Raw genomic sequence first — 21,076 nt, forward strand, 5'->3', positions numbered from 1 at the left:
GGTTGGAGTACCGCTTTCAAGCGGAAGGCGCGCTGTCGCTGAAGTTGCCCACGCGTAAAGCGTCCGGCCGACTGGCGATCGCTTGGGCGTCCTGGGGATAGATGGACGTCATGGGACGTGCGGGGTGTGCTTCCGCTTGAAAGCGGTACTCCAACCTCGGCGCGAACCCTGTGGGGACACGAGTCCTCACATCGCCCTGCTGATGCCCTGGCAACAACCGCCTGCCTCACCAATCCCTCCCCACCCCTGACCTCAGATCTTGTGTCTTCCAATCTCGTGTCTCCCGCGCAGCGGGCCCGCCCCTACGCTGCAAAACTCTCGCCACACGAGCAGGTCACCACGGCGTTCGGGTTCTTCACTTTGAATCCGCCGCTCTGGAGGTCGTCGCTGTAGTCCAGCTCACTCCCAGAGACGAACAGGGCGCTTTTGGGATCGATCACCACGCGCACATCGCTGGAGATCACCATGATGTCGCGGTTGGCCGGGCCATCCACGAGGTCCATCTTGTACTGCAACCCTGAGCAGCCGCCGCCCACCACCGCAATCCGCAGCGCCCCGTGCTCGGCGCGACCCTGCTTCTTCAACAGCCCCAGCAGCCTGTCCGAGGCATTCGGCAGGATCTTGATCAGCTTTTCATTGCCGATCTTGTAGGTAGGTGGGGCTGGTGCAGGCGCGGACATGGGAGGCGGGGACAAAAGCTATCGTAGCATGGATACGGGCAGCGGGAAGTCGCAGAGTGAAAAGTGGCAAGTAAAAAGTGAAAAGTCGGGCTCCATACTGACCCGCCCCCCCTTTGCTGCCCCCGGCAGCCACTTCACTTTTCACTCTTAACTTTTTACTTTTCACTGCTGTTCATCACGAGATCTGCCTCCGCAGGGACGCAAAGAAATCCGCCGCGTCCTCCGGGCTCAGCTCTTCCTTCATGTGCGCCGCATGGTCGAAGATTTCGACGTGCTTCTTGTCCAGCTCCTTGAGGAAACTGCTGGGCATGCACGTCTGCTTCTGGCCCCACTTCATCCGGTAGCGGCAGTGACTCAGCGTGAGGCGGCGCATGGCGCGGGTGATCCCCACGTAGAAGAGGCGGCGCTCCTCATCCTTGGTGCCTTCTTCGATGGAGCGCTTGTGCGGCAGGATCCCCTCCTCCAGACCTGGCAGCCACACGATGGGGAATTCCAGCCCCTTGGAGGCGTGCATGGTGATGAGGCACACGCCGGTCTTCTTCGTGATGTCGTCCTTCTCCTCGCGATCATCGTTGAGGCTGGTCTCATCCAGGAAGTCCTGGAGGCTGCCCTTGTTATCGCGTTCATCGAACCATGTGAGGGATTGCTTGAGCATCTTCAGGCCGATCTCCCAGTTCTCCACATCCGTGGGCGTCTTCGCCAGCTTGCCCAAGTAGTCGCGATACCCGATCTCCACGATGACCTTCTCCGCCAGCGGGGCCAGCTCCACCATGGGCTGGGCCGCATGCGCCTTGAAGAGGTCGATCTGATCGATGAAATTACCCACCAGCAACTGCATGCGCTGGGAGAGCTTTGCCTGGAAGGCCGAATCCTTGAGCGCCGCGTAGATGCTCGTCCGCTTCTCGATCGAATGATCCCGCGCCAGATCCGCCGTGCTGGTGCCGATGCCGCGGGTGGGCGTGTTCAGGATGCGCAGCAGGCTCACATCGTCATCCGGGTTCGCCATCACGTGCAGATAGGCGAGGATGTCCTTCACCTCGCGACGGTCAAAGAAGCTCCGAGCGCCCACGATGCGGTACGGGATCTTCTTTTTGCGGAACTCGCTTTCCAGAATGCGGCTCTGGTCATTGGTGCGGAAGAGCACCGCCATGTCATCGAACTTGTCGCCCTTGCGGTTGGCCTCCAGCATCTCATCACAGATGAGCTCCGCCTCCTCCTTATCATCCTCCGCCAGGACCAGACGCACGGGATTGGAGCCCGCATTCTGGCTCCACAGGCTCTTGGGCCGGCGTCCGACGTTGTTCTTGATCAGGCTGTTTGCCGTGTGGAGGATCGGCGTAGTACTGCGGTAGTTCTCCTCCAGCTTGATGACCTTCGCCCCGGGGAAGAAGGACTCGAATTCGTTGATGTTCGTGATGTCCGCCCCGCGCCAGCCGTAGATGGACTGGTCGTCATCACCCACCACGCAGATGTTGTACGGCTTGGCCACCAGCGCGCGCAGCAGTCGCATCTGCAGGGTGTTCGTATCCTGGAACTCATCCACCATCGCGTACCGCAGCTTCTGCTGCACCTGCTTGCGCACGTCCTCATGCTCCTCCAGCAGCTCCACCGCCTTCAGCAGCAGATCGTCGAAGTCCATCGCGTTCAGCGCGCGCAACTCATCCGTGTACAGCTGCAGCAGGGCGGCATCCAGGCTCTGCGCGGCATCGCCCAGGGAGATGCCGTAGTTCTTGGCCTTGCTGATGCGGCTGAGCGCCACGTTCGCATCCAGCGACTCCTCCTTGGTCATGAGGCGCGCCAGGATCTTCTTCACCAGACTGACCTGCTCACTCTGGCTGTAGATGCTGAAGTTCGTCTTGTAGCCGATCGCCTCCGCATGCACCCGCAACAGCTTCATGCAGAACGCGTGGAACGTGCCCAGTGTGATGTCCTTGCCCTTCGCCGGCCCAAGCATGTCCTTCACACGCTCGCGCATTTCATTCGCCGCCTTGTTCGTGAAGGTCACGGAAAGGATGTTCGATGGCGAGATGCCCTCATCCACCATGTGGGCGATGCGCATGGTCACCGTACGCGTCTTCCCCGTGCCCGCCCCAGCCAGGATCAATACCGGGCCGTGGATGGTCTTGACGGCTTCACGTTGCGGCAGATTGAGCTGGTCGAAGGCGAAGGACATGAGCGGGCAAAAATTGGGGGCGCGAAGAATGGGCGACAGAACAAAAACTTCAAATACCAAACTTCAATCTTCAAACTCGAAACAGGATCCAGGGGGCAAGCCACCCATGCTGGATGCTCGATCCGCGCCAATCCGCATTCCTCACTCCCTAGCTCGTGCGCAGGCCCAGCTTGCGCCAGTCTGCCAGCACCTGGGGATAGATCTGGTGCTCCACCGTGTGGATGCGCTCCAGCACCGCATCCGCCGTATCGCCGATGTGGATCGGCACCGCCCCCTGCGCGAGGATGCGGCCGCCATCAATCTCTGCATTCACCAGGTGCACCGTCGCCCCGGTCTCCAGCTCGCCCTCCTCCAGTGCCTGCACCCAGGCCTCCTTGCCCTTGTACTTGGGCAGCAGGGAGGGGTGCACATTGACAATGCGGTCCGCGAACTCTGAAAGCAGCGGCTCCTTCAGCACGCGCATGAAGCCTGCCAGCACCACCACCTGCACGTCGTGCCGCTTCAGGTGATCGCAAATCTCCTTCTGCGCGCTGGCCGGGAGCTTCCAGCCCGCGCCACCCGCGTCCACGTGGATCGTGTTCAGCCCCGCCTCCCGGGCCTTGCGGAGAATGCGCGACTCCGCATGATCAGAGATCACGACGCGGATGTCCGCCTCCAGGTGCCCCTCAGCGATCGCGCGATGGATCGCCTCGAAATTGCTGCCGTGACCTGAGCCCAGGATGCCAATGCGCAACGGGCCCGACTCAGAGGCAGGATTCACCGGCAACGCCACCGCGCCCCCGGTCACCACCGTTCCCGCCGGCGCACCGCCTTGGACGGCTGCTGCCACTGCCAGCTCCCCTTCTTTCGCGCGCTTCAGCGTCGCCGTGGTGGAGCGGCCTGGCACCAGCGGCAGGATCTGGATGTCCGCACCCACCTTGTCCAGCGCCGCTTTCTCCTCAGGATTCAGCGTTTCCACCGTGTAGTCACCGCCTTTGGCGTACACATGCGGGGCGATCGCCTCGATCAGCTTCGTCACGCGGGGATCGTCGAACTTCACCACCGCGTTCACACTCTCCAGCCCCATCAGGATCTCCGCGCGATCCTCCTCCGTGTTCACCGGCCGGCTCGGCCCCTTCAGCTCCCGCACCGAAGAGTCAGAATTCAGCGCCACCACCAGGGCATCCCCCAGCGCGCGCGCCTGGCGCAGGTAGCGCACGTGGCCCGCGTGCAGCAGGTCGAAGCACCCGTTCGTGAACACCAGCTTCTGCCCAAGTGCCTCAAGCTGAGCCCGGAACTCCCTCACCTGATCCACCGTACAGAGCCAGGTTTCGGGTTCGAAGTCTTGCAAGGGATCGGTCATGGGTGGCGGTGGCAGCGGTGGGTCCAGGGTGGAAGGAAATTGGGGGCCGCTATACTGCCGCAGGATGGGGCGAGTTCAAGCTTCGGTCGTTCAGTAATCCGGCAGCCCGGTAAACCCGCCCGAGAGGGCCAGTGCGGCGCCGTCTAGACTTGCCCTTGCCAACTACCACACCCGCCACACGACCTCCCCCCGGAATTCATCATGCCTTCGTCTCAAGCCCACCAGGTTCCATGAAACTCTTCGCCACCAGATCCATCACTCCATCTTCCCAGCATGCACTAAGAACCTCGCAATTTCCCCCGTAAAGCTTTCTCCTCACCACTCCCTACCCCGGGACATGTCTTGTCATGATGAAAGTGAACGTGAAAGCCACAGCCCCCACCCGCCTCCTCGTCACGCTGCTCCTCGCGGCAGCTCCCGTCATGCGGGCAGCGGAGCTGAAGCCCAAGCCCGACCCTTTCTTCGAGCCCGGTTTCCCCTTCTACCAGACCAAGGTGGACCTCACCGTGCCCGGCGGGCCGCTGGCGCAGAACTTCGCCGTGCGCGGCCTCGTGCTGCCACTCGCGGAGGGCATCGTGGTCGCGTTTGATCAGGACCTGCTCCGCATCGCCGGCATCTGGACCGCGCCGCAGAACCAGCCGCTGGTGACCCAGATGAACATGGCGCAGATCTCCTACGCCCGGCCGCATGACAAGGCCGGCGCCCAGCACTCCAAGCCCACCGGCACCATCTCCTTCCCCACCGCGCTCAAGCCCGGCATTGCCACCACGGCAGAGGCCCTGAAGACCGATCCCCGCAAGCCTAATGCCACCAGCGATCTGGGCCGCGGCCCTCTGCCGGATGCCCACGGCCGCTTCCTGGGCATCGAGGATTGCGGCACCACCGCCGTGCTGCACTACCGCGTGGGTCAGACTCAGGTGCGGGAGTGGCATGAGGTGAGCACCCTCGCCGGTCAGACCGTCATTCTGCGTCACTTCGCCATCGAGCCCGGGAAGCAGACCACCGCCCAGCCCCTGCATTTCGCCATCGGCCCTGCCGCCTGGTTGGCTCCTACTACCCGCCTCGCCACCAGCCCCACCCCGGAGGGCGGGCAGCTTGCCGTCGCCACCAATTCGGATGCCCTGAAGCTCGCGGCGCAGAACGGCGAGCTCACCGCCACCTACATCCCCGCCCCAGGCGGGAAGGAGCACCGCTTCACCATCGCGCTCGCGCCCGAGGCCGCAGACGCCACCTCCCTGGCCGGCCAGATCGGCGCGACCCCGCCCGTCCCCACACCGGGAAAATCCCGCCGCTGGCCCGAAGCCATCACCACCGCCGGCACCACCAGCAGCGTCAAGGCCAACGGCCTCGCCCTCGACCTCCTGGCCCTGCCGGAGACGAACCCCTGGAAACGCCGTGTGCGCGCCGCGGACATTGGTTTCCTCGCACCCGACCGCGCCGCCGTGCTCACCTATGACGGGGACGTGTGGCTCGCCGAGGGCGTCCAGTCGCCCGGCCTCGAGCGCGTCACCTGGCACCGCTTCGCCTCCGGCCTGCATGAATCCCTCGCCCTCGCCATCGTGGAGGACGGCGTGGTGCAGGTCGCCACCAAGAACGGCCTCGTGCGCCTGCGGGATCGAGACCATAACGGCGAGGCCGACTGGTATGAGAACTTCAGCGACGCCATGCGCCAGAGCCAGTCCTCCCGCTCCTTCCCGCTGGACATGGACCTCGGCCCCGATGGTGCCACCTATATCTCCCAGGGCGGCATCCCCATGGGCGGCGGCGGCACCTCCTTCCTCGGCAGCGTCGCCCGCATCAGCCCGGACGGCCGCACCGCAGACATCATCTCCACCGGCGCGCGGGAGCCCTACGTCACCGTGCACCCGCAGACCGGCCTCATCACCGGCACCGATCAGCAGGGCACCTTCATCCCCTCCTCCGTCAGCTACCTCATCCGCCCCGCCGATCACTTCGGCTTCAATGAAGAGAAGCCCGCCAAGCTCACCTCGCCCCTCGTCTGGATCCCCCACACCGAGGACAACTCCTGCGCCTCCCAGGTCTGGCTTACAGGAAACAAGTTCGGCCCCCTCGCCGGTCAGCTCCTGCACCTCTCCTACGGCAACGGCGGCCTTTTCCTCATCAGCCCCGATCTCGATGCCCCCGTGCCCCAGGGTGCCTTCATCCCCCTCGGCATCGATACCAAGATCCCCATCCTGCAGGGCCGCCTCCAGCCCGACGGCGCCGCCACCTGGCTCGCCGGCTTTCAAATTTACGACTCCCGCGCCCCCCAGCTCCAGGCCCTCGGCCGCCTCCGCCTCAGCGGCGATCCCGTCGCCAGCCCCATCTCTGCCAAATCGTGCGCCGATGGCGTGATCCTGAACTTCGCATCCCCGCTCCAGGCCGACAGCGTGCGCGCTGAGCAGGTCACCGCCCAGTCCTGGAACTACCTCCGCTCCAAGGCCTACGGCAGCGGCCGCTATCGCAAAGACGGCACCGCCGGCATGGACCCCGTCGGCGTCTCCCAGGCCGTTGTTTCCAAGGACCGCCGCTCTGTCTTCATCCACCTGCCCGGGCTCGGCCCCGTCATGCAGCTCGAGGTGCGGCACACCTTCAAGCTCGAAAACGGCACCCCCGCAGAAGGCGTGACCTACTTCACCATCCACCAGCCCCACGCCGTGAACCTCGCCCAGAGCGGCTTCCCCAGCGTCGACCTCACCAAGACCGACATCGTCTCCCGCCCGCAGATCGAAGGCCTCCCCACCGAGGCCTTGGGCAAGGTCCTCAGCACCACCCTCGGCTGCATCGCCTGCCACTCCGTCGATGGCACCAAGGAAGGCAAGACCGGTCCCACCTGGAAAGGCCTCTTCGGCATCGAGCGCGAATTCGCCGACGGCTCCCAGGAGTCCGCCAACGAGTTTTACCTCCGCGACTCCATCCTCAACCCCCAGCGCAAGATCGTCAAAGGCTACCTCCCCGGCATGGCCAGCTACAAAGGCGTTCTCACGGATGCCCAGATCGAGTCGTTGATCCTGTACATCCGGAGCTTGTAGGCGGGTGCGAGTTGGAGTTCTCCGGGAAGTCACATGAGCAGGGCGGGAAATCGTGAAAAACCTCCACCAAGGCTCGCGCCAGGGTTGGAGTACCGTCTTTAGACGGCTCGCGCCACTTTCCTCGCACCGCGACCTGCCCACCCACCAGCATCGCCACCCCCACCGCGCCCGCCCAACCAGGAACTACGAACCTCTCCCCCCTTTCATGAGGGCCAACGGCCCGGCCTCATACCAGCCCAGGGCAACGCCCTGGGACTGACAGTTCAAAATAAAATCTGAGGACTGAAGGCCCGACGTCATTCAACGTGCGCCCCTCCGACACCAGTCTGCTTCACTCCGGAAGCGAGAAGTGGGGTGGATAGACCTCTATCAGCCCGGAGAACGCGTCAGGATGCTGCTTGTCCACGAAGTAGTAGAGGCCGTCGTCCTTCTGCCAGTGCCATGTGTCGGGACGATTCCGACTGGCCATCTCGCAGTAGGTGCGAATGCCCGCCGGATAGGCCACCCAAGCCACGACCACCGCCGCGACACACGCGATGTCGAGACCCGAGATGCGACGCGCGAGGACCCCAGACACCAACGGCAGCACCAGCAACATCAGGGATGAGCCGAGGAATAGCAGCCCCCACAATGGACGCTGCCATCCAGTAATGGGCATCGCATACCAGCCAAGAACGCTCTCAAACAAGATGGGAACCACGAAGAGCCCAATCAAGAGAGCCAGAAACACGGCTTTGAATCGGGAAAGCTGCTTCATACGAACTTCGACGACTCGGGATCAACTACAGCAATCTCCGTCCGGATCAGCCGCCACCCGCTTCCATGTCTCCGTCAGGGTGATCTCCTGCGCACAGGTGTCTGCGTCAACCAGGCGGAACATATGGCGGGCAAAATGGTCCGTCGACGGAACAGTGGAAGAGAACAGCAAGACCGTGTCGTTGCCGGCCACATTCGAGATCAACAACGGCTCCCCTTCTGACAAACAATGTCCTGAGACCGCCGGAGGTGCAGTGGAGACGTCGAAAACAAACTCCACGTCCACATCATCATCCTCATGACGCCAGATGCCTGTGATGTCCCCAGCCTCCGTGGAATTCATCATAAAGCGGCTGATCGGGAGCCATGCCACCCGAAACCCTTCGAACCTCTGCTCGAGATGCTTAGGAAGTGCCCGACAGTCGTCGTCAGGCACAGCCAGGTGCAGTACGTACTCCCCACCATGAAAGGTCCCAACTTCAAGATGCGAGACCTTCAGGCCACATGCCTCTGCGAGCCGGACCGCAGCCGTCATCGCGATAACGTACCCCTCACGGTCATAGACGTTCCATTGCTGATGGTGCACCACGTCCCGCTCGGATTCACTCAAGGCCAACCACTCATCGTACGTCATAGATCGGGGATGCAATATTTCCTTCCAGCTAATCAGGTTGCTCCAGGAAGGTCAATCTGCGAATCCGGAGGCAAGATACACCGGAACGACAAACGGGCCCAAGTCCACGGCAACATTCCATCCCCCTTCGGTCGTCAAGGGCGGCACACAAGCTGCCGACACCAGCTTCGAAACTACGTCAATACTCCCCAGCCATCAGCCCTGCCGCCATGCTTCTTGGCAACATCATCAATGATCCGTTGCATGCTGATCAAAGTAGAATAGACCGGCACCATCGTGTGTTTGAGGGTGACCGTCCAAGATGGACCAAACTCCAGATCTTCTGGGTCTATCTTCCCATCCTCATCTGGTTCACCAGGGTCAAAATCGATCTCTGCGCTCCATCCAAGTGACTCCAATTCGGAAAGAATATTGTTTGCAGCCTCCCCGTCGGGCGCATAGGCATCAAACTCAATCACAAGGGGAAGTGAAAGATCTATCCCCCTGGCTTTAAGTCGTTTGAGAACTGCTCCGTCAGCGTCGTCAGGGAATTGCTCCATAGAATAGACATCCACGATGTTATATTACCTGGCAACTCCCCCTAGCACAACCGCTCCCGAACCCGGAGGGTTCACCATGAATAGCCATAGGCCGGCCGAGTGCAGCGTGGACTGCCTATGGTATCCGACCGAGCACTCACTACCGCGCAGCGGTAGGCCCATCGCGTCACCCACCACCGTTACGCAATCACCTCCCCAACCGGTCGGAAATAACGCTCCGCCAGCTCCATCATCGTGGCTGCGACCCGGGTGGATCCGGATCCAGGAAGGTGCATCACCAACGGCCAGGGCTCTCCCGCCGCCATGTCATAGGCCAGATGCTGCGTGCCACCATCGGATCCAATGACGACGAACGTCGGCCACAGTTCCTCAAACACCGACCTCAAACTCAACATCTCGGAGGAAGGGTAGAGTTGAATGCAGTCGAACCAAGCCGGATCATCCTCGTCAAATCCCACCTCGCCCCCATCAGATCGAGCCAGGAACTCGAAGTAGTCGTCGGGCACCGCAGCCGGAAGCGCAGCCCGGACCGCCCTGATGACATCCTGGTTCGCACCAGGTGGAAACAAACTTGCAACGACCTTCATGGCGGGTGGCAGTTGGAGCGAGTTCAACGTTCGCACGGTTTCCGATTTAACCACCGTGAGGATCGCTCAACGAGCCATTTGACGGCAGCTGCGGACAACGTCAACGGCTTGGGACCACCACCCTTGACAAAGTCGCTTCTCCGCCCAGGCAAGACTTCATCAGAGCCGTCTGCGAAACGGATGCCGTGGTCCTCACCTCGATAGTCGTGCCAGTAGCAGGCAATCACGACAGCTCCATCCAAGATATCGTATTCATAAGCACCGAATGGGTCACGAACGGTCCCAGTGTGCCGGATGGTGAAACGTTCGGCCTTTTGCATGAGTGCGTGGACTAGTCTTGTAGGGGTAACAGGGACGTCGCAGGGACGGGCTCTTGATGTGGCTCCTCGGCAAACCATTCGATGCGGGTGCAGTTGTCGCAAATCAGAACCGAGGCTTCTTCATTGAGCCATTCCATCTCCAGAAAGGTGAGCCCCCTGGTGTTCATCATGATCTTCTTTTTGAAGAATGTAACTCCGTGGCACCGGGAGCACGAGATCACTCTGCCACGTATCACCCAGGCATTCACGAACTGAACCGGCGACTCACCAGACTGCGCGAGGTTCTTGGGTGGACCGTCTCGTCGGGGTGGGATCTTCATGAGTGGTTTTGGGTGCAAGTTAGATTCCAGTCCGCCCACCTGCGAGCACAAAAGGTTACGAACGCATCACAGGGCTCCACAGCACCTGATCTAGCCATGCCACGCCCTGTTCAGCTTGGCTTCTTATTCACCGGCTCCACGTCCCAGATCGATCCCAACCATCGAAAAAAACGAATCCCGGCGTAAATTCCGATCCCTGTCCCCAAGACCATGCCAGGGATGATTTCAGGCCAATCAGGCTTTCCATAAGAAGGTGGGAAGAGCGTGATCCACGCGGGCACGATGAGAAAGATCGAGGGAACCGCCACCACCCCAAAAAGGACGATGGATGCAGAAGCTGCGCCGATTACATTCATACTTAGGATGTGCCCCAGTTACTCCGTCAACCGTCGAATCACCCGGCACGGATTGCCCGCAGCGACGACATCCGCGGGAATGGACTTGGTGACCACACTCCCGGCACCGATCACTGTGCGGTCGCCAATCGTCACGCCCGGGCAAATGATGGCACCCCCTCCCACCCAGACGTCTGAGCCAATGGTCACCGGTTTCGCCGACTCCCGCCAGGTGCGGCGTTCCATGGCACTGAGCGGATGCGTCGCAGTATAGATCTGCACCGCTGGCCCAAAGAGCACATTGCTACCGATGGTCACCGGCATCACATCCAGCACCACGCAGTTGAAGTTGAAGAACACCTTGCTGCCCAGCACGATGTTGTAGCCGTAGTCGCAGTAAAAGGGCGGCTGGATCCACGCATCGTTCGGATAGCCGAGCAACGCATCAAGAAGAAGCCGTCGATCCCCCGGTTCATCCTCCCGTGAATCATTGAAGCGCTTGAAGAGATCCCGACAGCGTTCCCGTTCCCGGGAAAGCTCAGGATCCAGGGCATCGTACAACTCTCCCGCCAGCATCTTTTCCTTCTCCGTTTTCATAGCAGAATAGATCGCGTGTGTCAGCCCAGCACGATACAGGGGGTGTCCGAAAGCGCAGGCAAATTCAGCCCGTAGAGGCCGCAGCCAGCCCGCAGGGTTGCCAGCCGTAGCAACGCACCCTTGATTTTCCAAGTGCGGATTCACTCTCCATCGGGCAGACTGTAGTACCACGATTGGAGCTCCTGGGTGCGACCGGATGAAAAGATGCGACTAAGGAAACGGTCGATGTCCGTCTCGATCAGATCAAGGCGGTAGTCGCGCGGCGGATCGAACCCGGTAGCTCCATCGACATACACCTGCCCCGATTCATCCATCAGCACTCCAAGGCCATCGTCTTCAAAGATGTTCGTGCTGCCGATGGGGAAGAGCGGCTCCCCAACAAGCTCCTCCAGCACCGTGAAAGAGCAGCACAGGCGGTCCTCAATGTAGCCAAATGAAATCAGCCGACTGTCGCCTACGTCCAGCCCGCCAAACTCCGACGACACGCTGACGACACGCTGACGACAGCGGGCGGAAAGGCCCTGTCAAATTTTGCCACGAAGGCTTCGAGAAGCTCGGGGGACCACTTCCGGCCCTTGTGCCACCCGGCGGCACGGAGAGGCCACAGGACCTTCAGGGGAAATCGAAGGCTGACATACCTGCTCGGCCGCAGGCTCTCAGCAAGGCGTTTCAAGATCTTTACCAGTTGTCGTGGATTGGGTTCTCGTCGTGACAATAGGTTGGCATCAAGTCCGTCCACCGGTCCACGGAAAAGATCATGTTCTTGATTTCACATTCATCCCGATGACACCTATGCCAGTCCTGGTCCCCCCTGAACCGGCGAGACGCCGGTACCACGCACCGGCTGGAAGCCGGTGTCACTTTTGATCCTCGTACCCTTCCGTCCCGGAGGGACATCGGACGTTAGCCGGTGGTGACAACCACCGGATTTCATGCCCTCAACCCATTCCGCGTCCCGGAGGGACGCCGGAACGGATGACGCGTAGCTCTTGGAAAACCCACGATATCAAGCATCAAGCCTCAAGGCGAAGCTCCTCCCACTTGTTCGTCGTTTGACATTCAAGTGAATACGATGGCTGCCCCAGTGGCAATAGAATGGCCGGCAGCGTGGTGGAGTCGTAAACAGGAAAATGACTCTCTGCCGTATCGCTCCCAGAGTGTAGCCCCGGTGCCCTGCGAATCGGCCGCCATGAAAACGCGATCATCTTCTGGATCCAGATCAAGCGGCAGCTCCAAGAGTGTTGCCAGCCTCAGCGTCTCCTCCAGCAACCGATGGGACGAGCCAACCATGCCCCCGGCAACGGGAAAGTCCGCCCCAGGAATCAGGACGGCTTCAAAATCTTGCGGCAGGTAATACCCCTCCGCATCGCTGTGAAGGATCAGGTGATCAAAACTGCCAGGTGTCCCGTTGGCAGCCCGGCGATCAAAGTCCGCATAATAGCGTGCCAGCATGGGGTCCTTGGAAGCATGATCGTCGCCCGGTGACGGAAGCTTCAAGCCATAGTGAACATGTGCCGCAAACCTCCGCAGATAGTGCAGGCCGGAATAGCCGTACATGTCACAGGACCAGACCTCAACATCCTCAGGGTCCACATGCGGCCTCAAGCCCACGGTGGCGAGGTAGCGGCTCAATGTGGAGAACTGCTCCACAAAGTACTCCGCACCTTCCTCGTCGTGCTCAAGCAAATCTGTGACTATTCCGACTTCGATACTCAGTCCCATGGGCGTGCAGGATTTTTCTTTGGACGACCCTAGCACTCAAGCGAGTTTTACGCGAGGCCGAACTGACTGCGCGGGGCTGCCCCCTCCCGCGTCAGGTTAAACGTATAATGAGCCCATTCGCCGATTCAAGGAGCGGCGGTTTGTGCTTGCACAACCGCCGGTGGTTGCCGGAGGCAGCATGCTTCCAAGTAAGAAGGCAGCGGCAATACCACATCAGGTGGTGGCTGTTTGGCGATCAAGCACTCCGTTTTCCCTCGGCAGTTGTGCAAGCACAAACCGCCGCTCCTTGTGGGCGTCCGGCCTTGCTCAGCTGTGCAACAAGTTGCCCGCCGCCCTGTTAAAGTGACGCGCATGCACAATGGCGGGATCGGCATTCGATTGTCAGGAGTAACGCGATTGACCACCCGTGGCAGGTGATGGCAGCAAAGCGAGCTCGATCAACCTTCCCCAACCTGCTCCCCTGCTCCATTCCATGAAACTCACAAGCTCCACCAAAGCGGCGGTTCCCGCGCGCACTCCCAAAGCGACTTCGTCGCCAGGTGTTATTTCCTTTGTGACTCCGGCCACACCTCAGGCCTACAACATCGGAGGTCGATTGAATGCTCTCACTCCCAAGAACTCACGCCCCCTGGATGCGAAGCATCTTTGGAGTGCGCGAGGGAACCGCCGCTTTCGCCACGACTTGTGACTTCCTAAAACCACAGCCCTCCAGCGAAGCTAACGTTCATCAGTATCGCAAGGGATCGCCGCACCCGAACCCGGAGGGCTACCACTGGACCACATCCCCCTGCCGATCTACCGCGCAGCGGTAGGCCCATCGCATGGCAAGCCCCAGCCCCTCCGTCACGCCTCGCCACACGTATCTTCCGGTCTGGTTGACTGAAGACCCACGCTCCGCCAGGCATCCTCGCGTTGGGGATAGTACACTTCCTCGGAGGGAATCATCAGATCATCGGACTTGCTCAGCGCGAGAGCCCTCTGTTCCGCAACGAACTCGCTGATGTCCTCGATGGATACCACGTCATCCCTGCCGTATCGCCGCAGCATATCACCCCGTAATCCCAACTGAATCGCCCGCCTCTCTAACGCCCCCCCTGTCGGACTGTGATCGGGATCCCATTGCAGACGCACGTTCGATGCTTCCACGGCTTTCTTCCAGGATTCCTGATCAGGGTAAAGCGCACTGGTGAACGTAGAAGGCACTGCCACGGCCAGCATCTCATCAAACAAGGCACGGGGAAGGGTGATCGCGAGAACAACCTCCTGGCCTTCCTTGGTGCCCCATCCAGACCGATACATCATCCAGAGAAAATTCGGCTTGATCCAGCTCATGCGCGAAAAGCTGAACTCTCCCCCGAAGACCTGTTGCTCAGCCGCGTAACGCCCGATCGATGGACGGTAAGCCTGGTAAACAACGATGTTCTTCTCGTCGTATTGGGCGAGGATGTGCCGCCCGGAAGTAGGCCAGCGGGCCTTTTGATCTTGGTATCGTTCGGTGCGCATTTGTCTTCTCACTTGAGCAAGTGATGCTCTAGATGGAACTCAGTTCTGTTCTCTTCACCGGCTCTAAGCATCCCATTCGGTATGGATCTTACCATCGATCTCGTACGCAATCGATTCGACCTTCGGGAAGTTCTTCTTGACGGTGCCCTCCAACGCTCCCTTTACCGCCTGTTGAATGCTTACCGTGTTGTTCAGATAGCGCATCGCTTCGCGACTGAAGGCGATGACAAACATTTCCCCGTCGATGCGTGCGCCACGATAATAGGCTCCCAGAGGGTGCGCGCCCTCAAAGTGGGAAGTCCCTTTCAAGGCGGCGGGCGAGAAGGGCGCGGTGAGGTCCGTATTTCGAACTTGGTCGCCCAGCCACATCATCGCTCCGACCACACCCTCCGGCGTCTTGAAGTCACCCGGAATGCTGGATACCACCAGGAAGTCACTCCCATCCCCCTCCGCAAACTTCTTGTTGTCCGGGAAGACCACAGGCATGTCGGCGAGTGCGACTGAGGTCATCAGCGCCAGGATGAGGGGGGAAACGAGCGTCTTCATGTTCCAGTTTTTTTGCCCGTCGACCCACCCAAGCGAACCGCAGGGGCAAGGGGAGCGTCGAACGGACGGGGGGATGAGTTGAAGTTGGCCGAACCCATCGACGCTCCGCAAGAATCCAGAAGAAATCAATGGCTCTCTTGCCTGCATTTTTTCAGTGCTAGGATTGGAATTCCGGCCCGAGCATCCAGGAAAGTCATTTGGCCAACATCCTCAGCAGAGCCACCAAGCATCCCAAAAATCCTCCAATTATCGCCGACGCGTTAACCAAGCCGAAAATGCAAGTCCACCACCAACGGTGGGCGAGTGCCATGCCGACAAACAACACCATGCCGATCCACGGTTGGTGGCAGCGAACGGAATACACCAAGATCACAGGCATCACGATCAGCGGCCAAATCGGCAAGAGGCACCCTGCCGCAGAGCACCAACCTCGGAACCCAACTGTGATGATCTTCTTCACAATTCGTCGAATGCGCTGATGTTAAGATATACTCAACAACGCGGCGAGACAAAACCGCTCGCAATGTCCCCCTTCGAGCGGCGTGCAAAAGCGATGGGGCAGGACCCGGGGTGGATTCATTTTCCCACGCAATCCCCCTGCTCCTCTCCTCCGTCTTGTGATGCTCACAAGCTCCACCAAAGCGGCGGTTCCCGCACGCAATTATAGTCCCGCAAGCGGGACCAGGTGTTGTACCCTTCATGGCTCAAGCTCACACCTCAGGCCTCTGACATCGGAGGCCGAGTAGTTACTCTTACTCCCAAGAACTCACGCCCCCTGGATGCGAAGCATCTTTGGAGTGCGCGCGGGAACCGCCGCTTTCGCCACACCTTGTGACTTCCTGAAACCTTAACTCTTCCAGCGAAACCCACCGTCCTCGATCCAACAAGATGTCGCAACGTACGCCTTCCGTGCTCACTGGACCACGCCCGACTGCCGATCTACCGCGCAGCGGTAGGCCCATCGCATGGCAAGCCCCTGACGCCATTTCCGAGACACTGCCAACCACCACTTGGCCGCACTGGCCTACCGCTCCGCGGTAGAACCCCCCTCACCATACACCATGGGTAGTCCTCGCTCCGCTCGGCCGACCCATGGCTACTCATGGCGAACCCTCAGGGTTCATGAGATAACATCACCCATTCCTCCACCACTCCACCACTCCACCACTCCACCACTCCACCACTCCACCACTCCACCACTCCACCACTCCACCACTCCACCACTCCACCACTCCACCACTCCACCACTCCACCACTCCACCACTCCACCACTCCACCACTCCACCCTCCCCCTCTGCGTTCTCTGCGCCTCTGTGGTTAAACCGCACTCCTCCCCTCACCCCCTGACGTCCTCCCCCGCCGCATCAGCGCATGCACCATCACCGCCACGACCACGAGGTTCACTACCAGCAGCCCCCAGTGAAAAGCCGATGGCTCTCTCACAATAGCCAAAACTTCGAACGGCACATAGATCACCCCGCTCCCTGCCGCCAGGACCTCCGCCCAAGCTTTCTCACGCAGCAGGCCGAAGGCCTCCACAAAGCGCAGCGCCGAGTATCCCACCGCGCCTGCGGCCAGCAGCATCAGCCGGGTATTGTTGAGATCATCCGCCGCCAGGACAAAGATCTGCGGGTACTTGGACGCCGGGTTCAGGTGCAGATGCTCCACCAGGGAAAGCGCCAGGGCATGCAGATCCCGGTGCACCAAGGTCAGAACTGCCGTTGCCGCCAGCAGCACCACGAGGCCTTTGCAGGCCTCGATGGCAGCGACGATTTTGATGGCACGGCTCACGGTCTGAACGGCAAAGGGGAGGGATTAGACGACAACTCCCGACTACAAGCACAGCGTTGGCCGCTCCGCAAGGCAGGAGTGCCGCGCCGCACGCTTCAGGTTAAACGGCGCGAGTCGGCTCATCGGGCCGTGGGCAAAGCCAACGTACCCACCTCGTCGCACGTCAGAAGCCGCGCGACTGAACCGGCTGAAGCCGATCACTACTCTACTCGCTCGCAAACTCACATGCAGGTTCGCCGAAAGAACCCTAATTCCGTGAATTCTGTTAATTCTGTCTAAACCTTCAGTTTCAGCCTCAGCTCCTCTGTGCCCTCTGCGTCTCTGTGGTCAAACCCAATCCCCGCCCACCCCTGACCTCAATCTTGAGTCTCCCGCGCAGCGGCTCACCCCGCCATCAAGCTCGTCCGGCACAACCCCGCGTACAATCCATTGTGCGCCATCAACTCCTCGTGCGTGCCGTTTTCCACCACCACGCCTTTCTCCAGGACATAGATGCGGTCCGCATTCCGCACCGTGCTCAGGCGGTGGGCGATGACGAAGCTGGTGCGGTTCTTCATGAGCGCATCCAGCGCCTGCTGGATCTGCCGCTCCGTCTCCGTGTCCACACTGGCGGTGGCCTCATCCAGCAGCAGGATGGGCGGATTGCGCAGCAGCGCCCGCGCGATCGAGACGCGCTGTTTCTCACCCACGCTGAGTTTGATGCCGCGCTCGCCCACCTTGGTATCCAGACCATCCGGCAGCGCTTCCACGAAGTGCTTGGCATTCGCACTCGCCAGCGCACTCCACAGTTCTTCATCCGTGGCCGTGCGCTTCCCGATGCGCAGGTTCTCCCGCACCGTCCCGTTGAAGAGGAAGCTCTCCTGCGTCACATAGCCGATGCTCCGACGCAGCCACTGCTTGTTCAGCTCATGCACCGGATTCCCGTCCAGCAGGATCTGGCCGCGGTCATATTCATAGAACCGGGTGAGCAGGTTGATCAGCGTGCTCTTGCCCGCCCCCGTGGGGCCCACCAGCGCGATCGTCTGTCCCGGCATCGCCTCCAGGCTCACATCATTCACCGTCGGCACCTTCCCGTAGGAGAAGTGCACGTGGTCATAGACGATGTGCCCCTTGATCCCGTCCAGCTTGCGCCCGGCATCCACGTCCACCTCTTCCTCAGAGTCCAGGATGTCAAACACCCGCTCACCCGCGGAGCGACCGCCCACAAAGAGCTGGTTCAGCGAGTGGATCTGCTCGATGGGTTCATAAAAATAACGAAGCACCAGGATGAAAAGGGCAAACTCCCCCTTCGTCAGCGTGCCCTTGAACAGCTCCGTGGCACCGAACCACAGCACCAGCAGATAGCCCGCGTTGTTCAGGAACCGCATGCTCGGCCGGTAGATGGACCATACCCGCATCAGGTGCAGGCTCGCGCGGCGCAGCGCATCACTGGCCATGTTGAAGCGTTCATGCTCCTCCTCCTCCATCGCATACGCCTTGATCTGGCGCATGCCCGCCACATTGTCATGCAGCAGGGAGTTCATCCCGCTGCTCGCCTTCCGCACGCGACGGGCACGATCCTTGGAGGTCAGCGTGTAGGTGAGCGCCCCCAGCATGATGAAAGGCACCGGCGCACAGGCCACCCAGCCCAGCGTAGCATTCGTGTGAAACATCAGCACCGCCACCACCGCGATCTGCAGCACCGCGATCACCCCCTGCTCAATCCCGTCAATCAACACGCGCTCCACGGCCGGGATGTCCTCCGACACCGTCGTCATGATGTCCCCCGTGGGCCGGTTGTCGAACCACCGCAACGGCAGCCGCTGCAGGCGCTCATACAGCTCACTGCGGAGGTCAAAGATTACCTTCTGCTCAAAGGTGTTGTTCAACTGGATGCGCAGGCTGTTGAAGAGATCCTGGCCAAAGAACGCCGCCAGACCAATGAGGATCAGCCCCGGCAGCCGGTCCATCTGGCCGTTGGGGATCACCACGTCCACGATCTCCCGGGTCAGGCTGGGGAACACCAGCACCAGCAGGGTGCCCAGTACGGCACAGGCGAGTTGCGCCCCGGCCATCCAGGGGTAGCGGCGCACATAGGCAAAGACGCGGAAGATCGTTTTCAATCAGGAGGTGGTGAGAAAGTAAAACGCGGGCAGACCGGGCAATGTCGGGCAAAACCGCAGAGACGGGATTCGCCCGTGCGGGGCCGCCGGTTGCAACAGCGGAGGAAAAAGACAAAAGGAGGACGGTTCCCCGCCCTCCTCCATAAATCGGCCCTCATCAGCCTGGTCCGCGCAGGCATCTCCAACCCTGCCGGAGACTGCCCATCGCAGAATAGAATCTTAGAAGCTCGTGTAAGCGCGCAGTTCTTCCAGGCGGCCCTTCACTTCATCCAGCGTCACTGTCTGCAGGCGCTGCGTGCTGAAGGCCTCGCACGTGAAACTGGCCGCCACGCTGCCGTGGGCCACCGCAGTGCGCAGATCCGCAAAGGTCGGCTTGCTCTTGCCGTTGGCCGCCAGCCAGCCGATCATGCCGCCCAGGAAGCTGTCGCCAGCACCGGTGGGGTCATGCACCTCGCTCAGCGGGTAGGCAGAGCAGGCAAAGAACTCCTGCGCGCCCTGGCCGAAGAGGAAGCTGCCGTGCTCACCGCGCTTCACCACCACGTACTTCGGCCCCTTGGCCTGAAGGCGGCGGCCTGCTTCGATGAGGTTCGTCGTTTCCGCGAACTGCTTGGCCTCGCCGTCATTGATCACCAGCAGGTCCAGCTTCTTCATCACCTCATGAAGGCGGTCATTGGCGATGTTGATCCAGAGGTCCATCGTATCCGCCGCCACGAACTCCACGTCCGTGCACTGCTCCAGCGTCTGGAGCTGGTTGTCCGGGCTCATGTTCGCCAGCACGGCGAACTTTGCCTTCGCCGCCTCCGGCGACAGCTTGGGGAGCCAGTTTTCCAGCACGTTGATGCCCACCTTGAGCGTGCTGCGGTTGTTCATGTCCTCGTGATACTCACCCGTCCAGGTGAAGCTCTCGCCCGAGTTGCGCTCCAGGCTGTCCAGATTGATGCCGCGGCTCGTCAGCATGTCCAGATGCCCGGCGGGGAAGTCATGCCCCACCACACCCACCAGGTGTACCGCCTCACCAAACAACCGTGCCGAAAGCGATGCATACGGAGCAGAACCGCCCAGCAGGCCCTCCTGCGACTGAACTTGCGTCTTGATGTTGTCGATGGCGACCGAACCGGAAATGATCAGGGACATGAGAAGATGAAAAGAGGGATGAGGTTGAGGGCGGCAGACATGAATGCAGGGGCTTGCCTACGCAATCGGTATTTTTCAGGGGTAGTTGGATGTGGGAGAGCGGTCAGGTGTCGATTGGCGTTGGTTCGTCACATCCTCCGGATCCCAGTGCGTCAGTGGGCAGTGCGTCAGTGCGTCAGTGCGTCAGTGCGTCAGACTTACCTTCGGCCATACCCCATCGCCAGCCTCATCCCTAAACCAGCGTAGCGTCTCAACCAGGAGCTTGCGCCGTCTCAACCAGGAGCCGCCCCGGCGGCACCGTCTCAACCAGCGCAGCGTCTCAACAGGCCGTTCACGGCCCCCACCGCTCCCCTCACATCCTCCGCCTGCAACCACGCGGAAACCACCACCACCCGCTTGGCCCCCGCACCCACGATCTCCGGCAGACGCTCCGGGTTCACGCCGCCAATGCAGAAGACCGGGCAGGTGGCGAAGGCATGCACCTCCGCGATGTCCTGCAGACCGATCGGCACATAGTCCGGCTTCGTGCCTGTGGCATACAACGGGCCGAACCCGATGTAGTCTGCCCCCTCCGCCATCGCCGCCCGGGCCTGGGCCACGCTGTGGGTGGACTTGCCCACGAAGCACCCCGGCCCCACGATGCGCCGGGTGGCCTCCACACTCTTGTCATCCTGACCCACGTGCACGCCCTCACTCCCCACCACCGCCGCCACTTCCGGGTGGTCGTTGATGATCAGCGGGATCCCGCCGTCCCGGGTGATCGGGTGCATGAGCCGCGCCAGCCGCTCCACCTCCGCGGCGGTGAACTTTTTGGCACGCAACTGTAGCAGATCCACACCGCCCTCCACCAGGGCCAGTGTCATGGCCGGCACGTCCTCCGGCTTCACATAGCCCAGATCCACAATGCCATAGAGATAAGAGTCTTTCAGAGCGCGCATGCCCCATGCTCCACGCAGGAGGAGC

Annotated in this window: 20 protein-coding genes; 3 read left to right on the forward strand and 17 right to left on the reverse strand. The window is 61.0% G+C overall.

What is annotated here, in order from left to right; translation table 11 throughout:
* Positions 1-302: 302 nt before the first annotated feature.
* From BV106_RS00015 to purN, 3 genes are all read right to left on the reverse strand, one after another.
* A complete protein-coding gene (locus BV106_RS00015) occupies positions 303-680 on the reverse strand; it encodes an iron-sulfur cluster assembly accessory protein (protein WP_038158554.1) in 378 nt (125 codons plus the stop codon).
* 175 nt (positions 681-855) lie between these two features.
* Positions 856-2,853: a UvrD-helicase domain-containing protein gene (locus BV106_RS00020; protein WP_038158555.1), complete on the reverse strand. Its 1,998-nt coding sequence runs from the start codon at positions 2,851-2,853 to the stop codon at positions 856-858.
* Between the two features lie 148 nt (positions 2,854-3,001).
* Entirely contained in the window at positions 3,002-4,195 is a 1,194-nt protein-coding gene (purN, locus tag BV106_RS37880; RefSeq protein WP_265595159.1) for a phosphoribosylglycinamide formyltransferase, read from the reverse strand.
* A 347-nt stretch (positions 4,196-4,542) separates the two neighbouring features.
* Between purN and BV106_RS00035 the strand changes: the two genes are divergently transcribed.
* Positions 4,543-7,227, forward strand: coding sequence for a DUF6797 domain-containing protein (locus BV106_RS00035; protein WP_038158557.1), 2,685 nt, complete (start codon positions 4,543-4,545; stop codon positions 7,225-7,227).
* Between the two features lie 331 nt (positions 7,228-7,558).
* Here BV106_RS00035 and BV106_RS00040 read toward each other — a convergent pair whose 3' ends face one another.
* The 8 genes from BV106_RS00040 to BV106_RS00080 all read right to left on the reverse strand — a co-directional run bounded on the left by BV106_RS00040 (position 7,559) and on the right by BV106_RS00080 (position 13,037).
* A complete protein-coding gene (locus BV106_RS00040; protein WP_038158558.1) occupies positions 7,559-7,984 on the reverse strand; it encodes a hypothetical protein in 426 nt (141 codons plus the stop codon).
* Positions 7,985-8,005: 21 nt separating this feature from the next.
* The gene (locus tag BV106_RS00045) at positions 8,006-8,617 is read right to left on the reverse strand and encodes a hypothetical protein (RefSeq protein ID WP_038158559.1); all 612 of its coding nucleotides are present in this window, start codon (positions 8,615-8,617) and stop codon (positions 8,006-8,008) included.
* A 173-nt stretch (positions 8,618-8,790) separates the two neighbouring features.
* Positions 8,791-9,171 carry a ribonuclease E inhibitor RraB gene (locus tag BV106_RS00050; protein ID WP_265595160.1) on the reverse strand — a complete coding sequence of 127 codons (381 nt, stop codon included), beginning with the start codon at positions 9,169-9,171 and terminating at the stop codon, positions 8,791-8,793.
* 164 nt (positions 9,172-9,335) lie between these two features.
* Positions 9,336-9,743: an SMI1/KNR4 family protein gene (locus BV106_RS00055; protein WP_038158562.1), complete on the reverse strand. Its 408-nt coding sequence runs from the start codon at positions 9,741-9,743 to the stop codon at positions 9,336-9,338.
* Positions 9,744-10,493: 750 nt separating this feature from the next.
* Positions 10,494-10,739 (reverse strand): hypothetical protein, encoded by a 246-nt coding sequence (locus BV106_RS00065; protein ID WP_038158564.1) that lies wholly within the window; start codon positions 10,737-10,739, stop codon positions 10,494-10,496.
* Between the two features lie 18 nt (positions 10,740-10,757).
* On the reverse strand, positions 10,758-11,315 hold the full coding sequence (locus tag BV106_RS00070) for a sugar O-acetyltransferase (protein ID WP_038158565.1): 558 nt from the start codon (positions 11,313-11,315) through the stop codon (positions 10,758-10,760).
* A gap of 140 nt (positions 11,316-11,455) precedes the next feature.
* Complete coding sequence (locus BV106_RS00075) at positions 11,456-11,800, reverse strand: hypothetical protein (protein WP_038158567.1); 345 nt, start codon at positions 11,798-11,800, stop codon at positions 11,456-11,458.
* Positions 11,801-12,374: 574 nt separating this feature from the next.
* Positions 12,375-13,037: a hypothetical protein gene (locus tag BV106_RS00080; protein ID WP_038158569.1), complete on the reverse strand. Its 663-nt coding sequence runs from the start codon at positions 13,035-13,037 to the stop codon at positions 12,375-12,377.
* 472 nt (positions 13,038-13,509) lie between these two features.
* Here BV106_RS00080 and BV106_RS00085 point away from each other — a divergent pair, with 472 nt between their 5' ends.
* A complete protein-coding gene (locus BV106_RS00085) occupies positions 13,510-13,725 on the forward strand; it encodes a hypothetical protein (protein ID WP_265595161.1) in 216 nt (71 codons plus the stop codon).
* A 155-nt stretch (positions 13,726-13,880) separates the two neighbouring features.
* Here the strand turns inward: BV106_RS00085 and BV106_RS00090 are convergent, their stop codons facing one another.
* Together BV106_RS00090 and BV106_RS00095 are read right to left on the reverse strand one after the other, a co-directional pair.
* Positions 13,881-14,540, reverse strand: a complete 660-nt coding sequence (locus BV106_RS00090) for a DUF4291 domain-containing protein (RefSeq protein ID WP_038158575.1) — start codon at positions 14,538-14,540, stop codon at positions 13,881-13,883.
* 63 nt (positions 14,541-14,603) lie between these two features.
* On the reverse strand, positions 14,604-15,086 hold the full coding sequence (locus BV106_RS00095) for a hypothetical protein (RefSeq protein ID WP_038158577.1): 483 nt from the start codon (positions 15,084-15,086) through the stop codon (positions 14,604-14,606).
* 197 nt (positions 15,087-15,283) lie between these two features.
* Between BV106_RS00095 and BV106_RS00100 the strand changes: the two genes are divergently transcribed.
* Positions 15,284-15,565, forward strand: a complete 282-nt coding sequence (locus BV106_RS00100) for a hypothetical protein (RefSeq protein WP_038158578.1) — start codon at positions 15,284-15,286, stop codon at positions 15,563-15,565.
* A gap of 838 nt (positions 15,566-16,403) precedes the next feature.
* Here BV106_RS00100 and BV106_RS00105 read toward each other — a convergent pair.
* From BV106_RS00105 to thiE, 4 genes are all read right to left on the reverse strand, one after another.
* Positions 16,404-16,877, reverse strand: a complete 474-nt coding sequence (locus tag BV106_RS00105; RefSeq protein WP_038158580.1) for a DUF2127 domain-containing protein — start codon at positions 16,875-16,877, stop codon at positions 16,404-16,406.
* A 383-nt stretch (positions 16,878-17,260) separates the two neighbouring features.
* Positions 17,261-18,979: an ABC transporter ATP-binding protein gene (locus BV106_RS00110; protein ID WP_038158582.1), complete on the reverse strand. Its 1,719-nt coding sequence runs from the start codon at positions 18,977-18,979 to the stop codon at positions 17,261-17,263.
* A gap of 219 nt (positions 18,980-19,198) precedes the next feature.
* Complete coding sequence (locus BV106_RS00115; RefSeq protein ID WP_038158584.1) at positions 19,199-20,113, reverse strand: PfkB family carbohydrate kinase; 915 nt, start codon at positions 20,111-20,113, stop codon at positions 19,199-19,201.
* A 302-nt stretch (positions 20,114-20,415) separates the two neighbouring features.
* Positions 20,416-21,051 (reverse strand): thiamine phosphate synthase, encoded by a 636-nt coding sequence (thiE, locus tag BV106_RS00120; protein ID WP_038158587.1) that lies wholly within the window; start codon positions 21,049-21,051, stop codon positions 20,416-20,418.
* Positions 21,052-21,076 lie beyond the last annotated feature (25 nt).

Origin of the sequence: Verrucomicrobium sp. BvORR106 (genome assembly GCF_000739655.1) — a bacterium.
Taxonomy (GTDB): Bacteria; Verrucomicrobiota; Verrucomicrobiia; order Verrucomicrobiales; family Verrucomicrobiaceae; genus Verrucomicrobium.